Origin of the sequence: Saccharopolyspora karakumensis (genome assembly GCF_004349225.1) — a bacterium.
GTDB classification, from domain to species: domain Bacteria; phylum Actinomycetota; class Actinomycetes; order Mycobacteriales; family Pseudonocardiaceae; genus Saccharopolyspora; species Saccharopolyspora endophytica.
In genome coordinates this window covers 1-16045 of sequence record NZ_SMLA01000018.1, presented here as the reverse complement: position 1 = coordinate 16045, position 16045 = coordinate 1, and the positions used below count along the sequence as shown (strand labels likewise).

The 16045-nt window shown below is 70.0% G+C and carries 14 protein-coding genes; 8 read left to right on the top strand and 6 right to left on the bottom strand.

The window, feature by feature from the left end; translation table 11 throughout:
* Positions 1–42 precede the first annotated feature (42 nt).
* From fabG to E1202_RS14280, 4 genes are read left to right on the top strand one after another with little or no spacing between them, the layout of a single operon-like run.
* Complete coding sequence (gene fabG / locus E1202_RS14295) at positions 43–798, top strand: 3-oxoacyl-ACP reductase FabG (protein ID WP_235878360.1); 756 nt, start codon at positions 43–45, stop codon at positions 796–798.
* Positions 795–1982 carry an acyl-CoA dehydrogenase family protein gene (locus E1202_RS14290; RefSeq protein WP_235878357.1) on the top strand — a complete coding sequence of 396 codons (1188 nt, stop codon included), beginning with the start codon at positions 795–797 and terminating at the stop codon, positions 1980–1982. Before fabG ends, E1202_RS14290 begins: the two co-directional genes overlap by 4 nt.
* Complete coding sequence (locus E1202_RS14285; protein ID WP_132683542.1) at positions 1979–3076, top strand: acyl-CoA dehydrogenase family protein; 1098 nt, start codon at positions 1979–1981, stop codon at positions 3074–3076. Before E1202_RS14290 ends, E1202_RS14285 begins: the two co-directional genes overlap by 4 nt.
* The gene (locus E1202_RS14280) at positions 3073–3525 is read left to right on the top strand and encodes a MaoC family dehydratase (protein WP_132683541.1); all 453 of its coding nucleotides are present in this window, start codon (positions 3073–3075) and stop codon (positions 3523–3525) included. The genes E1202_RS14285 and E1202_RS14280 overlap by 4 nt, the downstream gene beginning before the upstream one ends.
* 61 nt (positions 3526–3586) lie before the next feature.
* Here the strand turns inward: E1202_RS14280 and E1202_RS14275 are convergent, their stop codons facing one another.
* The 5 genes from E1202_RS14275 to E1202_RS14255 all read right to left on the bottom strand — a co-directional run bounded on the left by E1202_RS14275 (position 3587) and on the right by E1202_RS14255 (position 9103).
* Positions 3587–5146 carry an AbgT family transporter gene (locus E1202_RS14275; protein ID WP_207918631.1) on the bottom strand — a complete coding sequence of 520 codons (1560 nt, stop codon included), beginning with the start codon at positions 5144–5146 and terminating at the stop codon, positions 3587–3589.
* 91 nt (positions 5147–5237) lie between these two features.
* Positions 5238–5849 carry a TetR/AcrR family transcriptional regulator gene (locus E1202_RS14270; RefSeq protein WP_132683539.1) on the bottom strand — a complete coding sequence of 204 codons (612 nt, stop codon included), beginning with the start codon at positions 5847–5849 and terminating at the stop codon, positions 5238–5240.
* Positions 5850–5896: 47 nt separating this feature from the next.
* Positions 5897–6601: an SDR family oxidoreductase gene (locus E1202_RS14265; RefSeq protein WP_132683616.1), complete on the bottom strand. Its 705-nt coding sequence runs from the start codon at positions 6599–6601 to the stop codon at positions 5897–5899.
* Between the two features lie 61 nt (positions 6602–6662).
* Positions 6663–7415, bottom strand: coding sequence for an SDR family oxidoreductase (locus E1202_RS14260; RefSeq protein WP_132683538.1), 753 nt, complete (start codon positions 7413–7415; stop codon positions 6663–6665).
* The gene (locus E1202_RS14255) at positions 7412–9103 is read right to left on the bottom strand and encodes a class I adenylate-forming enzyme family protein (RefSeq protein ID WP_235878355.1); all 1692 of its coding nucleotides are present in this window, start codon (positions 9101–9103) and stop codon (positions 7412–7414) included. The genes E1202_RS14260 and E1202_RS14255 overlap by 4 nt, the downstream gene beginning before the upstream one ends.
* A gap of 269 nt (positions 9104–9372) precedes the next feature.
* On the opposite strand from E1202_RS14255, the gene E1202_RS14250 reads away from it, so the two are divergent.
* Positions 9373–9957: a DNA-binding protein gene (locus tag E1202_RS14250; protein ID WP_132683537.1), complete on the top strand. Its 585-nt coding sequence runs from the start codon at positions 9373–9375 to the stop codon at positions 9955–9957.
* Positions 9958–9989: 32 nt separating this feature from the next.
* The gene (locus tag E1202_RS14245; protein WP_207918630.1) at positions 9990–10646 is read left to right on the top strand and encodes an RES family NAD+ phosphorylase; all 657 of its coding nucleotides are present in this window, start codon (positions 9990–9992) and stop codon (positions 10644–10646) included.
* Between the two features lie 65 nt (positions 10647–10711).
* Here the strand turns inward: E1202_RS14245 and E1202_RS14240 are convergent, their stop codons facing one another.
* Positions 10712–11677: a TerC family protein gene (locus E1202_RS14240; RefSeq protein ID WP_207918633.1), complete on the bottom strand. Its 966-nt coding sequence runs from the start codon at positions 11675–11677 to the stop codon at positions 10712–10714.
* A gap of 676 nt (positions 11678–12353) precedes the next feature.
* On the opposite strand from E1202_RS14240, the gene E1202_RS14235 reads away from it, so the two are divergent.
* Both E1202_RS14235 and E1202_RS14230 read left to right on the top strand, forming a co-directional pair.
* Positions 12354–14978, top strand: coding sequence for an alpha/beta fold hydrolase (locus tag E1202_RS14235; protein ID WP_235878376.1), 2625 nt, complete (start codon positions 12354–12356; stop codon positions 14976–14978).
* A gap of 65 nt (positions 14979–15043) precedes the next feature.
* Positions 15044–15901 carry an ABC transporter permease subunit gene (locus E1202_RS14230; RefSeq protein WP_132683613.1) on the top strand — a complete coding sequence of 286 codons (858 nt, stop codon included), beginning with the start codon at positions 15044–15046 and terminating at the stop codon, positions 15899–15901.
* Positions 15902–16045: the final 144 nt, after the last annotated feature.

Sequence of the window (16045 nt, the reverse complement as noted above, 5' to 3'; positions counted from 1 at the left end):
CGGGGCGGGGTTGGAAACGCACAGAGCAGCGAGGAGTTGTCCATGGTTGAGAGTCGTGTCGCGATCGTCACGGGTGCCGCTCGCGGGATCGGCGCCGCCACCGCGAAGAGGCTGGCCGAAGACGGGTTCGCCGTCGGCGTCATCGACCTCGACGAGAAGTCCTGCGGTGACACCGTTTCGGCGATCGAGTCCGGCGGCGGCAAGGCGCTGGCCATCGGGGCCGACGTCGCCGACGCGGAGCAGGTGCAGGCCGCCGTCGACCGGGTCGCCGCCGAGCTGGGCGCACCGACCGTGCTGGTCAACAACGCCGGCGTGCTCCGCGACAACATGCTGTTCAAGATGTCCGAGGACGACTGGGACACCGTGATGAACGTGCACCTGCGCGGCTCGTTCCTGATGGCCCGCGCGGTGCAGAAGCACATGGTCGAGGCCAAGTGGGGCCGGATCGTGAACCTGTCGTCGACCTCGGCGCTGGGCAACCGCGGCCAGGCCAACTACTCCACGGCCAAGGCCGGCCTGCAGGGCCTGACGAAGACGCTGGCGATCGAGCTGGGCAAGTTCGGCATCACCGCGAACGCGATCGCCCCGGGATTCATCGCCACCGACATGACCAAGGCGACGGCCGAGCGCGTCGGCATGTCCTTCGAGGACTTCACCACCGCCGCGATCTCGCAGATCCCGGTCGCGCGGGCGGGCAAGCCCGAGGACATCGCCAACACCGTCTCGTTCTTCGCCGACGAGCGGTCCGGATTCGTCTCCGGCCAGGTCATCTACGTTGCCGGCGGACCGAAGGCGTGAGCACCGTGGACGCCACCGAGCTGCGCGGCCGGGTCCAGGAGTTCCTGGCCGCGCACGACCCGAAGAGCACCGACCGGCTGGAGTTCCTGCGCGCCCGGTTCGACGCCGGGCTGGCGTGGGTGCACTTCCCGGAGGGACTGGGCGGGCTGGGCGCGGCCCGCGAGTTGCAGGCCGACGTCGACGCCGCGTTCGCCGAGGCGGGCGCGCCGGACAACGAACCGCACATGAACGTCATCGGCCTGGGCATGGCGGCCCCGACGATCCTGCGCTTCGGCGACGACGAGCAGCGCGAGCGCTTCCTCCGTCCGCTGTGGACCGGCGAGGAGATCTGGTGCCAGCTCTTCAGCGAACCGGGCGCGGGCTCGGACCTGGCGGCGCTGTCCACCAGGGCCGTGCGCGACGGGGACGACTGGGTCGTCGACGGGCAGAAGGTGTGGACGTCGCTGGCGCACCAGGCCCGGTGGGCGATCCTGGTGACCCGCTCCGATCCGGACCAGCCCAAGCACAAGGGCCTGACCTACTTCATCTGCGACATGACCGCGCCGGGCGTGGAAGTCCGCCCGCTGCGGCAGATCACCGGCGAGGCCGAGTTCAACGAGGTCTTCTTGACCGGTGTGCGCATCCCCGACTCGCAGCGGCTCGGCGAGGTCGGCCAGGGCTGGTCGGTGGCGCTGGGCACGCTGATGAACGAGCGCGTCGCCATCGGCGGGCGCACGCCCCCGCGCGAGAGCGGCCTGATCGGTGCCGCGGCCGAGCAGTGGCGGAGCCACCCGGAGAAGCGCACGCCGGGCCTGCACGACCGGCTGCTGGAGCTGTGGGTGGAGGCCGAGGCGCTGCGGCTGGCCAGCATCCGCCTGCGGCAGCAGATGGCCGTCGGCGAGCCGGGACCGGAGGGTTCGGCGATCAAGTCGGCCTTCGCCGAGCTCAACCAGCGGCTCACCGGCTACCAGCTGGAGCTGCTGGGCGAGGAGGGCCTGGAGTACGACGACTGGACGTTCCGCCAGCCGGAGTTCACCGACTTCACCAAGCGCGGGCCCGGTTTCCGCTACCTGCGGGCCAAGGGCAACACGATCGAGGGCGGCACGACCGAGATCCTGCGCAACGTCATCGCCGAGCGGATCCTCGGGCTGCCGCCGGAGATCCGCACCGACAAGGACAAGCCGTGGAAGGAGCTGCCGCGATGACGGACCTGCTCTACACCGAGGTCGAGGAGGACCTGCGCTCCGGCGTGCGCCGGGTGCTGCGGGACCGCTGCGACTGGACGGCCGTCCTGGCCCGCGTCGAGACCGACGAGCCCTACGACCTGGACCTGTGGCGGTCGCTGGCCGGTGAGATGGGCCTGGCGGGACTGCTGGTGCCCGAGGAGATCGGCGGTTCCGGCGCCACCGCTCGGGAGCTGTCGGTGGTGGCCGAGGAGATCGGCCGCGCGGTCGCTCCGGTGCCCTTCCTGAGCACCGTGCTGGCCACCGCGGCGCTGGCGGGCTGCGCGGAGAGGACCGCGCTGCCGCAGCTGGTGGACGGTTCGAAGGTGGGCACCCTCGCGGTCGGCCTGACGACCCTTCCGCACGCGTCGTTCCCGCAGTCGGTGAAGGCCGAGGACTCGGCGCTGACCGGCGCGGTGTCGGCCGTGGTGGACCTGGAAGTGGCCGACTACGCGGTGGTTCCGGCCGTCGACACCGACGGTTCGGCGCTGTACCTGGTGGAGACCTCGGCGGCCACCCGCACGCCGGCGACGCCGCTGGACCTGACCCGCCGCTTCGGCACGCTCGTCCTCGACGGCACCGCGGGCGAGCGCATCGGTTCCGGTGCGGAGGCGGAACGGGTGCTGCGCCACGCGCTGCTCACGGCGGCGGGGATGCTGGCGGCCGAGCAGGTCGGGCTCGCCCAGCACTGCCTGGACACCACCGTGGAGTACGGCAAGACCCGCTACCAGTTCGGCAGGCAGATCGGTTCCTTCCAAGCGATCAAGCACCGGCTGGCCGACCTGTGGACCAAGATCAGCATGGCGCGTGCGGTGTCCCGCAACGCCTCCGACGCGCTGGCCTCGGGCACCGACGAGGAGCTGGCGGTGGCGATGGCGCAGGCCTACGTCTCCGACCTGGTGGTCCACGCGGCGGAGGAGCACCTCCAGCTGCACGGCGGCATCGGCATGACCTGGGAGCACCCCGCGCACCTGTACCTGGGGCGCGCGAAGAGCTCCCAGCTCACCTTCGGCATCGCCGAGGCCCACCGGGCCCGCATCGCCGAACTCGTCGACCTTCCCGGAGGAAGCGCATGAAGGTTTTCACCAGCAAGGAAGAGATCCTCGCCGCCCAGGGCGAGCAGCTGGGCACCAGCGAGTGGCTGACCATCACCCAGGAGCAGGTCAACACCTTCGCCGACGCGACCCACGACCACCAGTGGATCCACGTCGACGTCGAGAAGGCGAAGCAGGGACCGTTCGGCACGCCGATCGCGCACGGCTTCCTGACGCTGAGCCTGCTGCCGAAGCTGAACTCGGAGACCTTCCGGGTCGACAACGTCAAGATGGGCATCAACTACGGCCTGAACAAGGTCCGGTTCCCCTCCCCCGTCCCGATCGGCGCACGGGTGCGCGCGACGACCGAGCTGATCAGCGCCACCGAGATCGAGGGCGGCCTCCAGCTGGCGGTCAAGGCCACGGTGGAGATCGAGGGCGCCGACAAGCCCGCCTGCGTCGCGGAGTTCCTCTCCCGCGTCCTGCTCTAGCGGCGGTTCTGGGGAATGTGGGGAGGTTTCCGCGGAAACCTCCCCACTTCTCGTTTCGGCCTCACGGCTGGATGTGGATGTCCATGCCGGGGCCCAGCGGGAGGTCGGCGAAGTAGAAGACCGTCATGACCAACGCCCACAGCAGCCAGAACGGGACGACGAAGGGCACCATGCGGGCGACCAGGGTGCCGATGCCCGCGCTCGGTTCGTAGCGGCGCAGGTAGCCCAGGATGATGATCATGTACGGGTTCAGCGGCGTCATGATCTGCGTGGCCGAGTCACCGACCCGGAACGCCGCCTGGGCGAAGCCGGGTTCGAAGCCCAGCAGCGCGAACATCGGCACGAACACCGCCGCCATCAGCGTCCACAGGCTCGACCCGGAGATGATGAACAGGTTCAGCAGCGAGGCCAGCAGCATGAACCCGAGGAACGCCGGATACCCGTCCAGGTGCATCGACTGCAGCAGGTCCGCGCCCGAGACCGCCACCAGCGAACCGAGGTTCGTCCAGTTGAACAGCGCGATGAACTGCCCGAGCATGAACGCCAGCACCAGGAACCCGGTCAGGTCGCGCAGCGCGAGCGCCATCAGCCGCGGCACGTCCGCGGCCCGGGTGATGGACCCGGCCTTGGCGCCGTAGGCGATCGCCGGGACGGCGAAGCCGAGGAAGATCAGCGTGGTCACCGAGTCCATCAGCGGGGAGTCCGGCAGGAACCCGCCGTCGGCGTTGGCCAGCGGTGAGTCCGGCCAGAACACCAGCACCAGCACCAGCGCGGCCGCGATGAGCAACGACGCCCCGGCCCACAGCAGGCCGCGGCGCTCGGCGGGCTCCAGCGCGACCTTGAGGTCGGACTCCTCGCCGTCGGAAACCTCGGTGGGAACGCCGTTGCGGATCAGGCGCGGTTCGATGAGCCGGTCGATGAGGAACCCGGCCAGCAGCCCGAGCAGCACCGCCGAGACGGCGTTGAAGTAGTAGTTCGACACCGGGGTGACGAGCGTTCCCGGGTTCGGCAGCGTCTCGGCGACCTTGTTGCTGATCCCGGAGAACAGCGCGTCCAGGCTGGTGACCACGATCGACGTCGAGTACCCGGCGCCGGTGGCGGCGAACCCGCCCAGCAGACCGGCCACCGGGTGGCGGCCGGCGGCCTTGAACACCAGTGCTGCCAGCGGCGGGACGATGATCATCGAGGTGTCGGCCATCACGCTCGCGCTGACCCCGACCAGGCCCACCGCGTACGGCAGGACCGAACGCCGGGCGTTGCCGAAGGACGACCTGATCAGGGCGGTCAGCATGCCGGTGCGCTCGGCCAGCCCGACCGCGAGCATGATCGTGACGACCGTTTCCAGCGGCGGGAACCCGATGAAGTTCTCCGCCATCGTCGTGAACAGGAACTCCAGGCCGTCGCCGGTGAAGGCTCCGCGCACCGGCGTCGCCTCGTCGGAACCGGGGATGGTGACCGAGACCCCGAACGCCGATATCGCCGTGGACACCACCGCGACCAGCAGGAACAGCGATCCGAAGAGGATGAACGGGTCGGGCAGCTTGTTGCCGATCCGCTCGATCAGGTTGAGCACGCGGTCCAGGCGCGGTGAGCGCGCCGCTTCGGTCTCGGTCAAGGTCACTCCCGTCGGCCTCGCGACATGCCGGCGTCAGCCAACCCCTCCGCACAGCGGAGCCACAAGGCCCGCAGGCGGAACGAAACACGACCGAGAACTACGGTCTCAGCGAGTCCAGCAGCAGGTCGGCGAAGTGCTCGCCGACCTCCTGACCGGTGAGCTTGCCGTCCTCGCGGAACCAGGTGCCCAGGTGGTGCACGGCGCCGAAGAAGAAGTCCACCACCAGGTCCGCCGACTTGTCGGTGCGGAACACCCCGGTCTTCTGGCCCTCTTCGATCAGGCCGCGCACGCGCTCGTGGTAGCGGCGGCGCTCGGCGCGCACCTCGGCCTGCTTGTCGGCGTGCAGCAGGTGCATCGACCGGAAGAAGATGATCGTGTCTTCCAGGTTGGCCGTCGTGGTGGCCACGACGTCCGAAGCCGCGGCGTGCAGCCGCTCCTTGACCGGCGAGTCGCTGTCGGCCGCGCTCTCCAGCCGCGCCTGCTGATCGCGCAGCACGCGGGCGTAGATCTCGTAGAGCAGGTCGTCCTTGGAGCCGAAGTAGTGGTACATCGCGCCCTTGGTGACGCCCGCGGCATCGACGATCTGCTGCACCGAGGTGGCTTCGAAGCCCTGCTCGGCGAACAGCCGGGTGGCTACGGCCAGCAATCGTTGCGGAACCGGCTCGGTGCCCGCCTCCGTGCCCGTGCGTGCGTTGGCCGACCGCGCCATCTCGTTCCTCCCCTTGTCGATGCCCTCGGGCAAGCCTAGTCGGGCCGCTACTCGACCTTTCGCTGCAGCTTGCGCATGCCCGCCTGCCAGCGCTCCGGCTGGCCCGCCCGCAACGCGTAGTAGTCGGCGACCTCCGGGTGCGGCAGGATCAGGAACTCCTCCCCGCCCAGCTTCTCGGCCACCATCTCGGCGACGTCGGTGGCCTCGATGGCGGTGGCGCCCATCAGGATCCGCCCGGTCTCGCCGGTGGCCTCCAGCAGCTGGGTGCGCACGCCCTGCGGGCACAGCGCCTGCGCCGTGACGCCCTTGTCGGCGTAGGTGATGTTGAGGTACTCGGCGAAGGCGACCGCGGCGTGCTTGGTCACCGAGTACGGCGCGGACCCGAGCATCGTGAGCAGCCCGGCGGCCGAGGCGGTGCCCAGGAAGTGGCCCTCGCCGCGCTCCAGCCAGTGCGGCAGCACCGCGCGGGCCGCGCGCACGTGGGACATCACGTTGACCTCCCACGACGCGGCCCATGCCTCCTCGTCGGCCTCCGGTCCGCCGTTGCGGCCGATGCCCGCGTTGGCGCAGAAGACGTCGATCCGGCCGTGCTCTCCCATCGCGGCGTCGACGAGCTCGGCCACGCCCTGCTCGCTGGCGGCGTCACCGGGCACGGCGATGCCACCGACCTCGCCCGCGACCGCGCGGACGGCGTCCGCGTCGAGGTCACCGAGAACCGTTCTCGCGCCGAGCGCGGCGAACTTGCGGGCCATCGCGGCACCGATGCCGTTGCCGGCGCCGGTGATGATCACGACCGAATCGGCGAACTGCACGTCACATACCGCCCTTCAGGGTCGAACCGCCGTCGAGCACGAGGATCTGACCGGTGATCCAGGACGCCTCGTCGGAGAGCAGGAACGCCGCCGCGCCGGAGATGTCCGACGGGATTCCCAAGCGCCCCAACGGGTATCCGGCGGCGACCTCGGCCTCGTTGTCCGCGTAGAGCGCGGTGGCGAACTTCGTCTTGACCACGGCCGGCGCGATCGCGTTGACGCGCACCTTCGGCGCGAGCTCCACGGCCAGCTCCTGGGTCATGTGCGCCAGCATCGCCTTGGTGGCGCCGTAGAAGCCGATGCCGGGCGCGGGGTTGAGACCGGCCACCGAGGACACGTTGAGCACCGATCCGCCGTGCTCGCCCATCCCGGCGCGGAAGACCTGCTGGGTCCACGACAGCGCGGCGAGCACGTTGACCTGGAAGGTCTTCTGCGCGACGCCGTGGTCGAGGTCGATCATCGGGCCGTAGGCGGGGTTGATGCCGGTGTTGTTGACCAGCAGGTCCACCCGGCCGAAGGCCTCCGCGGTCTTGGCCACGGCCTCGGCCTGGTGCTCCAGGTCGTCGGCCTTGCCCGCGATGCCCAGCGCGTTGCCCTCGCCGAGGCTCTCGACGGCTTCGGCCAGCGGTTCGGGCTTGCGCGCGGTGATGGTGACCTTGGCACCCTCGGCGACCAGGCGCTCGGCGATGGCCAGCCCGATTCCGCGGCTGGCTCCGGTCACGATCGCCACTCGACCGTCGAAACGCTTGCTCACTGTTCGTTCCTTCCGTGTTGCTCGCCCGCGCGCGCCGTGTCGCGCAGTTGTCGGCGCAGGATCTTCCCGGTTGCGGTCTTCGGGAGTTCGTCGAGGATGTCGACGCTCCGGGGGTACTTGTAGGCGGCCAGCTGCCGCTTGCAGTGCTCGACGAGCTCCTCGCCGGTGGCGGTGCTGCCGTGGGAGAGGCTGATGAAGGCCTTGACGGTCTCGCCGCGGTAGGCGTCGGGAACGCCGACGACCGCTGCTTCCCGCACGGCCGGGTGTCCGTAGAGGACGTCCTCGACCTCGCGCGGCCACACCTTGAAGCCGGAGGCGTTGATCATGTCCTTCTTCCGGTCCACGACGTAGAACCAGCCCTGCTCGTCCATGAACCCGACGTCGCCGGTGTGCAGCCGGCCGTCCCGGATGCTCGCCGCGGTCTCCTCGGGCTTGTTCCAGTAGGCCGGGACCACCATCGGGCCCTCGATGACGATCTCACCGACCTCGCCGACGGGCAGGTCGGCTCCGTCCTCGCCGACCACCCGCAGCACGGTGTTGTAGGTGGGCACGCCGACCGCGAGCGTCCCGGACGCGGCGTCGACCGGCGCTTCCTTGCCCAGCGGGACGGAGGTGGCGGTGGCGGTGGTCTCGGTGAGGCCGTAACCGTTGCGGATGTAGAGCCCGAAGCGCTCGCGGAACGCCTCGACGACCGCCGAGGGCAGCGGAGCTCCACCGGAGTGCACCATCTTCAGCGAGGCGAAGTGCTCCGGCGAGACCTCGGGGTGGTTCATCAGCGCCATGTAGGCCGTGGACGGACCGACCATGAACGCGGGTGCGTGCTCGGCGAGGGCGTCGAGCACGACTCCGGGTTCGAAGCGGTAGGCCAGGTCGAGCTGCCGCCCGGCAGCCAGGGCGGCGGCGAACTGCACGACCAGGCCGGTGATGTGGAACAGCGGGGCGAGCGCGAAGATCCCGCCCGGGGTGTCCTCGTCCAGCCGCAGCGCGGTGCCCTCGGCGTTGAACACGACGTTGCCGTGGGTGTTGGTGGCTCCCTTGGGGACTCCGCTGGTGCCCGAGGTGTACACCAGCAGCGCGATGTCCGATGCGGACGGCGAGACCGCCGGCGGGCGCCGGCCGGCGTAGGAGCGGGCGACGGCCAGCAGGTCGGCGCAGCCCTCGGCGGGTGCGCGCTGCGACTTGGCGAACAGCCGCTGGTCGTCGCGGGTCTGCAGGTCCAGTTCGCTGGTGGTGACCGCGATGCCGATCTCCAGCGCGGTCGCGACTCCGCCGACGACCTCGTGCCAGCCCTGCTCGGAGGAGATCACGGCGGTCGGCCGGGAGTCGCCGAGGATCTTGGTGAGCTCGTGCGTCCGGTACATCGGGTTGAGCGGGACGACGATGGCCCCGGCTTTCCACCCGGCGAGCACGGCGATGGCGAACTGCGGGACGTTCTGCAGGTAGACCGCGACCCGGTCGCCTGGGGCGGCCCCGCGTTCGACGAGGTGGCAGGCGAGTCCGTCGCTGAGCTCGTCGAGCTCGGCGAAGGTCAGCAGCCCGTCGAAGTAGGTGAGCGCGACCTCGTCGGGGTGCTCCCGGACCGTGTCGGCGAGCAGGTCGAGCATCGTGGCGTGCTCGGGCTCGATCTCCGCGGGGAGATCGTCGTCGAAGAGCTCCAACCACGGTCGTTCGTCGTACACGCTGCCCAACGCGCCACCTCCACTGTGAGACCGACCAGTCGGTACGGCCAGTCAACGATCCTTCGGCGCTCCCGTCAAGAGGCGATCCGCCGACAGTCCGCAGTCGGCGACCCCCCTCCTGCCGGGCGATCGAGCACACGGACGCCGCAGCCCGGGAAATCCGGTCAGAGCAACCACACCGTCACCATCTGCAACATCGGTGACACCGGCGGTGACGTTCAGGTGGGGCCGCGCACGTTCGCGCACGCATTTCGTGCGCTCTGCGGTATCCTCGGCATATGTCAGCCGCGCTGGAGACCGTGTTGGCCAGGGCCGGTTTGAAGGTCACCGCCAACGAATTCCTCACCCTCGTCGAGGACGCAGCCCGAAAGCTCACCTCGCCGCAGGTCGACCCAGCCGCGCACTTCACCGACTCGGAGCGCGCCGCGCTCGCGGCCACCGGACTGGACCTGTCGCCGCTGGGCGACACCGAGGTCGACCCGCGGGCCCGCACCGTCGCCGAGCAGACGGTGCTGCGCGACACCGCGCTGTCGGTCGGTCAGGCCGCCGCGCGGATCGGGGTCGACACCAGCCGGATCCGCCACCGCATCGGCGAGCGCCGCCTGATCGGCTGGAAGGATCGCGGCGGCTGGCGCCTGCCCGCGTGGCAGTTCACCGACTCCGACGCGCTGCCCGGCCTGGACGTCGTGCTCGCGTGGATGCCCGCGGACCAACCCGCGCTCGTGCTGGCGAACTTCATGACCACACCCCAGGAGGATCTGGAGATCCACGACAGACCGGTGAGTCCGCGAGAGTGGCTGCTGGCCGGCGGCGATCCGCACCGGGTCGCCGAGCTCGCCGCCGCCATCGGCACCCCCGCCTGACCAGCCCCACCGCGACCACCTGGGACCACACATTGGCACGGCTACCCCAGCCGCCTGCTCCTGCAGCGCTGCAGGCGATCCTCCGCCGAACAGAGGACGTGATCGCGGTGCCCTCGGGCACCAGGCTCACGCGCGTGTTCACCTCCGGCGGCAACCACCCGCAGCAGTGGAACAGCTTCCGCTACGCCGGACCGCTGCCGCACGCGCGGTTCGATCCGCACCTGCCGAACTCCCAAGGCGGGCCGACGATCACCCGCGAGCACGGCGTCCTGTACTTCTCGCTGTCGGTGCAGACCTGCATCGCGGAGGTGTACCAGGCGACGTCCACCGTGGACCGGCGCACCCGCAGCCCGCACCTGGTGCTGTTCCGTCCACGCCGGACGCTGCGGCTGCTCGACCTCACCGGGCTCTGGCCCACCAGGGCCGGCGCCTCGCAGGCCATCAGCAGTGGGCCGAAATCCCGCACCCAGGCGTGGGCCCGCGCGATCCGCGCGTCCTACCCGGAGCTCGACGGCCTCTGGTACCGGTCCGCGATGGACTCCGGCAAGCCCTCGGTCTGCCTCTGGGACCCGCCCGCGGACACCGCGCTCCCGGACGACCCGGATGTCCTGCTCCCGTTGAGCCATCCCGGTCTCGACGTCCCGCTGGGACGCGTCTGCCAGGAGCTCAGCTACACCCTGCTGGACTGACGCGAACGAGAAGATCCCCTCCGGACGGTGTCCGAAGGGGATCTCCTGGTCTTGCCGCTCGAGCGTCAGCTCTGGTTGGCCTCGGCCGCCGCGTCCCGCTTGGACTTGGCGAGGCTGGCCCACGTGGTGATCGCGAGGGTCAGCACGATGAAGCCCAGCGACATCCAGTTGTTGATCTCCGCCCACTCCGGCACCAGGTGGTACTCGTGGAAGGCGTGCAGGATCAGCTTCAGGCCGATGAAGCCGAGGATGACCGCCAGGCCGACCGACAGGTAGACCAGCTTGTCCACCAGGCCGCCGAGCAGGAAGTACAGCTGCCGCAGGCCCATCAGCGCGAAGGCGTTGGCGGTGAACACCAGGAACGGGTCCTGGGTGATGCCGAAGATCGCCGGGATCGAGTCCACCGCGAACAGCAGGTCGGCACTGCCGATGGCCACGATGACCACGAACATCGGCGTCAGGTACCGCTTGCCGTCGATCTTCACCGTCGACTTTGCCTCGTGGTAGTCGTCGGTCACCGGGAACATCTTGCGAACCCAGCGGACGAGCGCGTTCTCCTTGTACTCCTCTTCCTCGTCCTTCTTGCGGACCATGCTGAAGGCGGTCCAGATGAGGAAGGCGCCGAAGATGAAGAACACCCAGACGAACTGCGCGATCAGCGCAGCGCCGACGGCGATGAAGATGCCGCGCATGAGCAGCGCGAGCAGGATGCCGATCAGCAGCACCTTGTGCTGGTGGATCGACGGCACCGCGAAGCTGGACATGATCACCATGAAGATGAACAGGTTGTCCACGCTCAGCGAGTACTCGGTGATGTAACCGGTGAAGAACTCGATGGCGAAGTGCTGATCGCCGAAGATCCACACACCGATGCCGAACAGGATCGCGCAGCCGATGTAGAAGGTGACCCACTTCGCCGCTTCGGCGGTGGTCACTTCGTGCGGCTTGCGGTCGACGATCACCAGGTCGAGCAGCAACAGCAGGGCGAGCCCGCCGAGCGTGGCTGCCCACACCCACCAGTGCACGTGCATAGTGTCGACTGCGGGCTGCTGCGCAGGGGCCGCGCGCAACATCAGGTCGGCACCCATCAATCACCTCCGGTTCAGGGCGAACACGTCCGGGACCGGAGGTCTCTTCCACCGATCTGCTTTATCGGTCGACGGCACCGGGCTTGACCAGGCAAGTTCCGTGATGACGACACCGTCGCGAAGGAATACTCCCCTCCACCACTCGTCAAGATTGTCACTTATGCCGGGGTCCCCGCACCAGGTGGGGTGACCACTTGCAACGCAAGTCACGGATCGAACCTAAGTGGGACCGCTGAACGGGGCAATGCGGGTGGCGCACGCTCCCCGTTCCGGGGGCATTGCGTTCACACCGATGATCGCTAGTATCGCGTCGGCCTGATCACTCGGGCACCGCACGCGGGGATGCGGCCAAGACCACACGACGACGGGCACGACGAGGTGTCCGATTGCGCTTTGGTCTCTGGTTCATAGCGTCTTGCCTTCCCTCCGCGTCTGGATGAAACCGGTGCCGCTCCGTTCACCTACTGTCAATGGCGTGTCCGCCTCCCCCCGTCGCCGAACCGGCCTGTACCTGCTCGCCCTGCCCTGCGTCCTCTTAGTGGTTCTGGGGGCGTTCCTGTGGTCCGGCCAGGTGCAACCGCTGCAACCGGCGGCGCAGCCCCCGGCCCCCCGAGAGGCCATGGTCGACGTCCTCGACGGCCCCGGCGGCACCGAGAGAGTGCAGATCGACGTCACGCTCCACTCCCCCGTCGACACCCCGGCTCCGGCGATCCTGCTGGCCCACGGTTTCGGCGGCAGCAAGGCCGACACCGACGAGCAGGCGCGGGAACTCGTCCGACGCGGCTTCACGGTGCTGACCTACTCGGCGCGCGGGTTCGGCCGCAGCACCGGGCAGATCGCGCTGAACTCCCCGGACTACGAGGTCGCCGACGCCCGGCAGCTGCTGGACTGGATGGCCCGCCAGCCGGAGGTGCAGCGCGACCGCGACGGTGATCCGCGCGTCGGCGTCACCGGCGCCTCCTACGGCGGCGCGCTGGCGCTGATGCTGGCCGGCACCGATCCGCGCGTGGACGCCATCTCGCCGGTGATGACCTACAACGACCTCGGGCAGGCGCTGCTGCCCAACAACGCCAGCCAGGTCCGCATCGGCGGAGCCACCCCGGCAGGCGGCTCGTTCAACCCCGAGGGCGTGTTCAAGCAAGCGTGGACCGGGCTGCTGTTCTCCGCCGGAGGCGCACCCCGCCCCACAGCGGGAACGCCGCTGACCTGCGGGAATTTCATCCCCGCCGTGTGCGCGGCCTACTCCGAGGTCGCCCAGCACGGACGCGCGAGCCAGCAGACGCTGGACCTGCTGGCGAAGTCCTCCCCCAAGACCTACAACTCGCGGGTCACCCAGCCGACGCTGCTGGTGCAGGGCGAGCGCGACACCCTGTTCGGGCTCGACCAGTCCGACGCCAACGCGCGGCAGATCTCCGCCGCCGGCGGCGAGGTCAAGACCATCTGGTTCGCCGGAGGCCACGACGGCAATCCGCCCGGCCCCGAGGTGCGCGGGCGCATCGCCGACTGGTTCGCCTTCCACCTGGGCGGCGTGCCACCGGTTCCCGACCCCGGCACCGGTTTCCAGTTCGACATCGCCGGGCGTCCGCAGCGCGACGGCGACATCCCGGTGCGCACCATGACCGCGCCGTCCTACCCGGGGCTGCGGGACTCCCGGACGCCGCGCTACTCGCTTCCGCTGGACGGCCCGGTCACGCCGGTGATCAACCCGCCCGGCGGGTCCCCGGCGGCCACGAGCGCGCTGCCCGGCGCGGGCCAGGTGCTCGACGCGGCGGGCAGCCTCGGCCAGTCCCTGGCCCGGGACCTGCCCGGCCAGGTGGCGGTGTTCCGCACCCAGCCGCTGGAGGAGCAGACGCTGATCTCCGGCACGCCGCGCACGCGGCTGGCGATCGCCGCGGTGCCGGGCCAACCGCAGCCCACCGACGCGGTGCTGTTCGCCAAGCTCTACGACGTCGGCCCCGACGGCCAGCGCCAGCTGCTCGGCAACGCCGTGTCGCCGCTGCACATCAGGGACGTGCCCGCGGACGGCAGCCCGATCGAGTTCGACGTCGCGCTGCCCGGTGTCGTGCACCCGATCGAGACGGGTCACCGCATCGAGCTCGCGGTCGCCACCACCGACCAGGCGTACGCGCTGCCGAGGGAACCGTCGGCGCACCTGGTGGCGCTGTCCGGCGACCGGGCGGTGTCGATCCCGTCGGTGCGCGCGGCGTCCTCCAGCGCCGGTTCGGTCCCGGTCGGCCCGCTGGTGGGCATCGGGCTGGTGTTCGTGCTGGCCCTGCTGCTGTGGGTGATCTCGGCGATCCGCCGCAAGTTCAACGACGACCCGGACCCGCGGCTGGCGGAGACGCCGCTGGTGATCTCCGGGCTGACGAAGTCCTACCCGGGCAAGAAGGCCGCGGTGGACGACCTGAGCTTCCAGGTGGAGCGCGGTCAGATCGTCGGTCTGCTGGGACCCAACGGGGCGGGCAAGACCACGACGCTGCGGATGCTCCTGGGTCTGCTGCGGCCGAGTCGCGGCGAGGTCCGCGTCTTCGGCCACCGGCTGGAGGCCGGTGCTCCGGTGCTGTCGCGGGTGGGTGCGCTGGTGGAGTCACCCGGCTTCCTGCCGCACCTGTCCGGCCTGGACAACCTGCGGCACTACTGGGCGGCGACGGGCCGTCCGATGCTGCGCGCGCACCTGGACGAGGTGCTGCAGATCTCCGGCCTGGAGAACTCCGCGAAGCGCAAGGTGCGCACCTACAGCCAGGGCATGAAGCAGCGGCTGGCGATCGCCCAGGCGATGCTCGGCCTGCCGGAGCTGCTGGTGCTCGACGAACCGACCAACGGTCTCGACCCGCCGCAGATCCACCAGATGCGCGAGATCCTGCGCCGCTACGCCGCCACCGGCCGCGCGGTGCTGGTCTCCAGCCACCTGCTCGCCGAGGTCGAGCAGACCTGCACGCACGTGATCGTCATGCAGAACGGCACGCTCGTGGCCGAGGGCAGCGTCGCCGACATCATGGCCGTCAACGGGGAGGCGACCTTCCGGGTCGACGACCCGGAGGAGGCCGCCGAGGCGCTGCGCACCATCGAGGGGCTGGGCCTGGTCGAGATCGAAGACGACCTGGTGCACGCCGACCTCGCCGGGCACAAGGCGGCGGTCGCGGTGAACGTGCTGGTCGCATCGGGTGTCTCGGTGCACCAGGTGGGTCCGAGACGCCGCCTGGAGGACGCCTTCCTGCAGCTCGTCGGAGAGGAACAGCGGTGAGCGACGACGAAACCCCGACCGAGGTCGCGGTACCGAAGGCGGAGACCGCTCTGGTGCGCGCGCCGATGCTGGGAGTCCCGCAGGCCGACGGCGCCGCGGAGGGCTACTCGGCCAAGCGCACGCTGCCGCTGCGGGTGGAGCTGGCGCGCCAGCTGCGGCGGGCGCGCACCCGGCTGACCCTGACGTTCCTGGTGCTGCTGCCGCTGCTGCTGCTCGCCGCGTTCGAGCTCGGCGAGGACGACTCGCGCGGCGGGCGGAGCTTCGCCGACATGGCCACCGCCAGCGGTCTGAACTTCGCGGTGTTCACGCTGTTCGCCTCGACCGGGTTCCTGCTGGTCGTGGTGGTGGCGTTGTTCTTCGGCGACACCGTGGCCAGCGAGGCGTCCTGGTCGAGCCTGAAATACCTGCTCGCCGCCCCGGTTCCGCGGATGCGGCTGCTGCGGCAGAAGGCGAAGGTCGCCGCGCTGCTGTCGGTCCTCGGCGTGGTCCTGCTGGTCGGGGTGGCGCTGGCGGTGGGCGTGCTCTGGTTCGGAACCGGCGACCTCATCAGCACCACCGGCGAAGCCCTGACCTTCCCGCGCGGAGTGCTGAGCCTGGCCGCCGCGACGCTCTACGTCGCGGTCCACCTCAGCTGGATCGCCGGGCTCGCCCTGTTCCTCAGCGTCAACACCGACGCTCCGCTGGGTGCAGTGGGTGGAGCGGTCCTGATCTCCATCCTCTCGGAGATCATCGACCAGATCTCCGCCCTGGGCGATCTCCGCAACTACCTGCCCACCCACTTCTCCACGGCGTACTCGGACCTGCTCAGCGAGGACATCGACCCCTCGTCGATGATCACAGGCTGCTTCTCGGCCCTGTCCTACGCCGCGGTCTTCACCACCCTCGCCATCTGGCGCTTCAACCGAAAGGACATCACCAGCTAGCCGCTCGCGCGACCCGCCCAGACGGCCTGCCGGATTTCAGTGGGAACCCGAACCCGATTTCAGTGGAACTCAGAACCTGATTTCCACTGAGATCGGGGTTTCTGCGGTCGGGGACGGCACCTGGGTGGGAGTGCGACGGGGTGG

Coding starts and splice junctions, on each gene's coding strand:
- fabG (WP_235878360.1), top strand. CDS start 43: ATGGTTGAGAGTCGTGTCGCGATCGTCACGGGTGCCGCTCGCGGGATC.
- E1202_RS14285 (WP_132683542.1), top strand. CDS start 1,979: ATGACGGACCTGCTCTACACCGAGGTCGAGGAGGACCTGCGCTCCGGC.
- E1202_RS14280 (WP_132683541.1), top strand. CDS start 3,073: ATGAAGGTTTTCACCAGCAAGGAAGAGATCCTCGCCGCCCAGGGCGAG.
- E1202_RS14270 (WP_132683539.1), bottom strand. CDS start 5,849: ATGGCGCGGTCGGCCAACGCACGCACGGGCACGGAGGCGGGCACCGAG.
- E1202_RS14265 (WP_132683616.1), bottom strand. CDS start 6,601: ATGGCCCGCAAGTTCGCCGCGCTCGGCGCGAGAACGGTTCTCGGTGAC.
- E1202_RS14250 (WP_132683537.1), top strand. CDS start 9,373: ATGTCAGCCGCGCTGGAGACCGTGTTGGCCAGGGCCGGTTTGAAGGTC.
- E1202_RS14240 (WP_207918633.1), bottom strand. CDS start 11,677: ATGCACGTGCACTGGTGGGTGTGGGCAGCCACGCTCGGCGGGCTCGCC.
- E1202_RS14235 (WP_235878376.1), top strand. CDS start 12,354: ATGGTCGACGTCCTCGACGGCCCCGGCGGCACCGAGAGAGTGCAGATC.
- E1202_RS14230 (WP_132683613.1), top strand. CDS start 15,044: ATGCTGGGAGTCCCGCAGGCCGACGGCGCCGCGGAGGGCTACTCGGCC.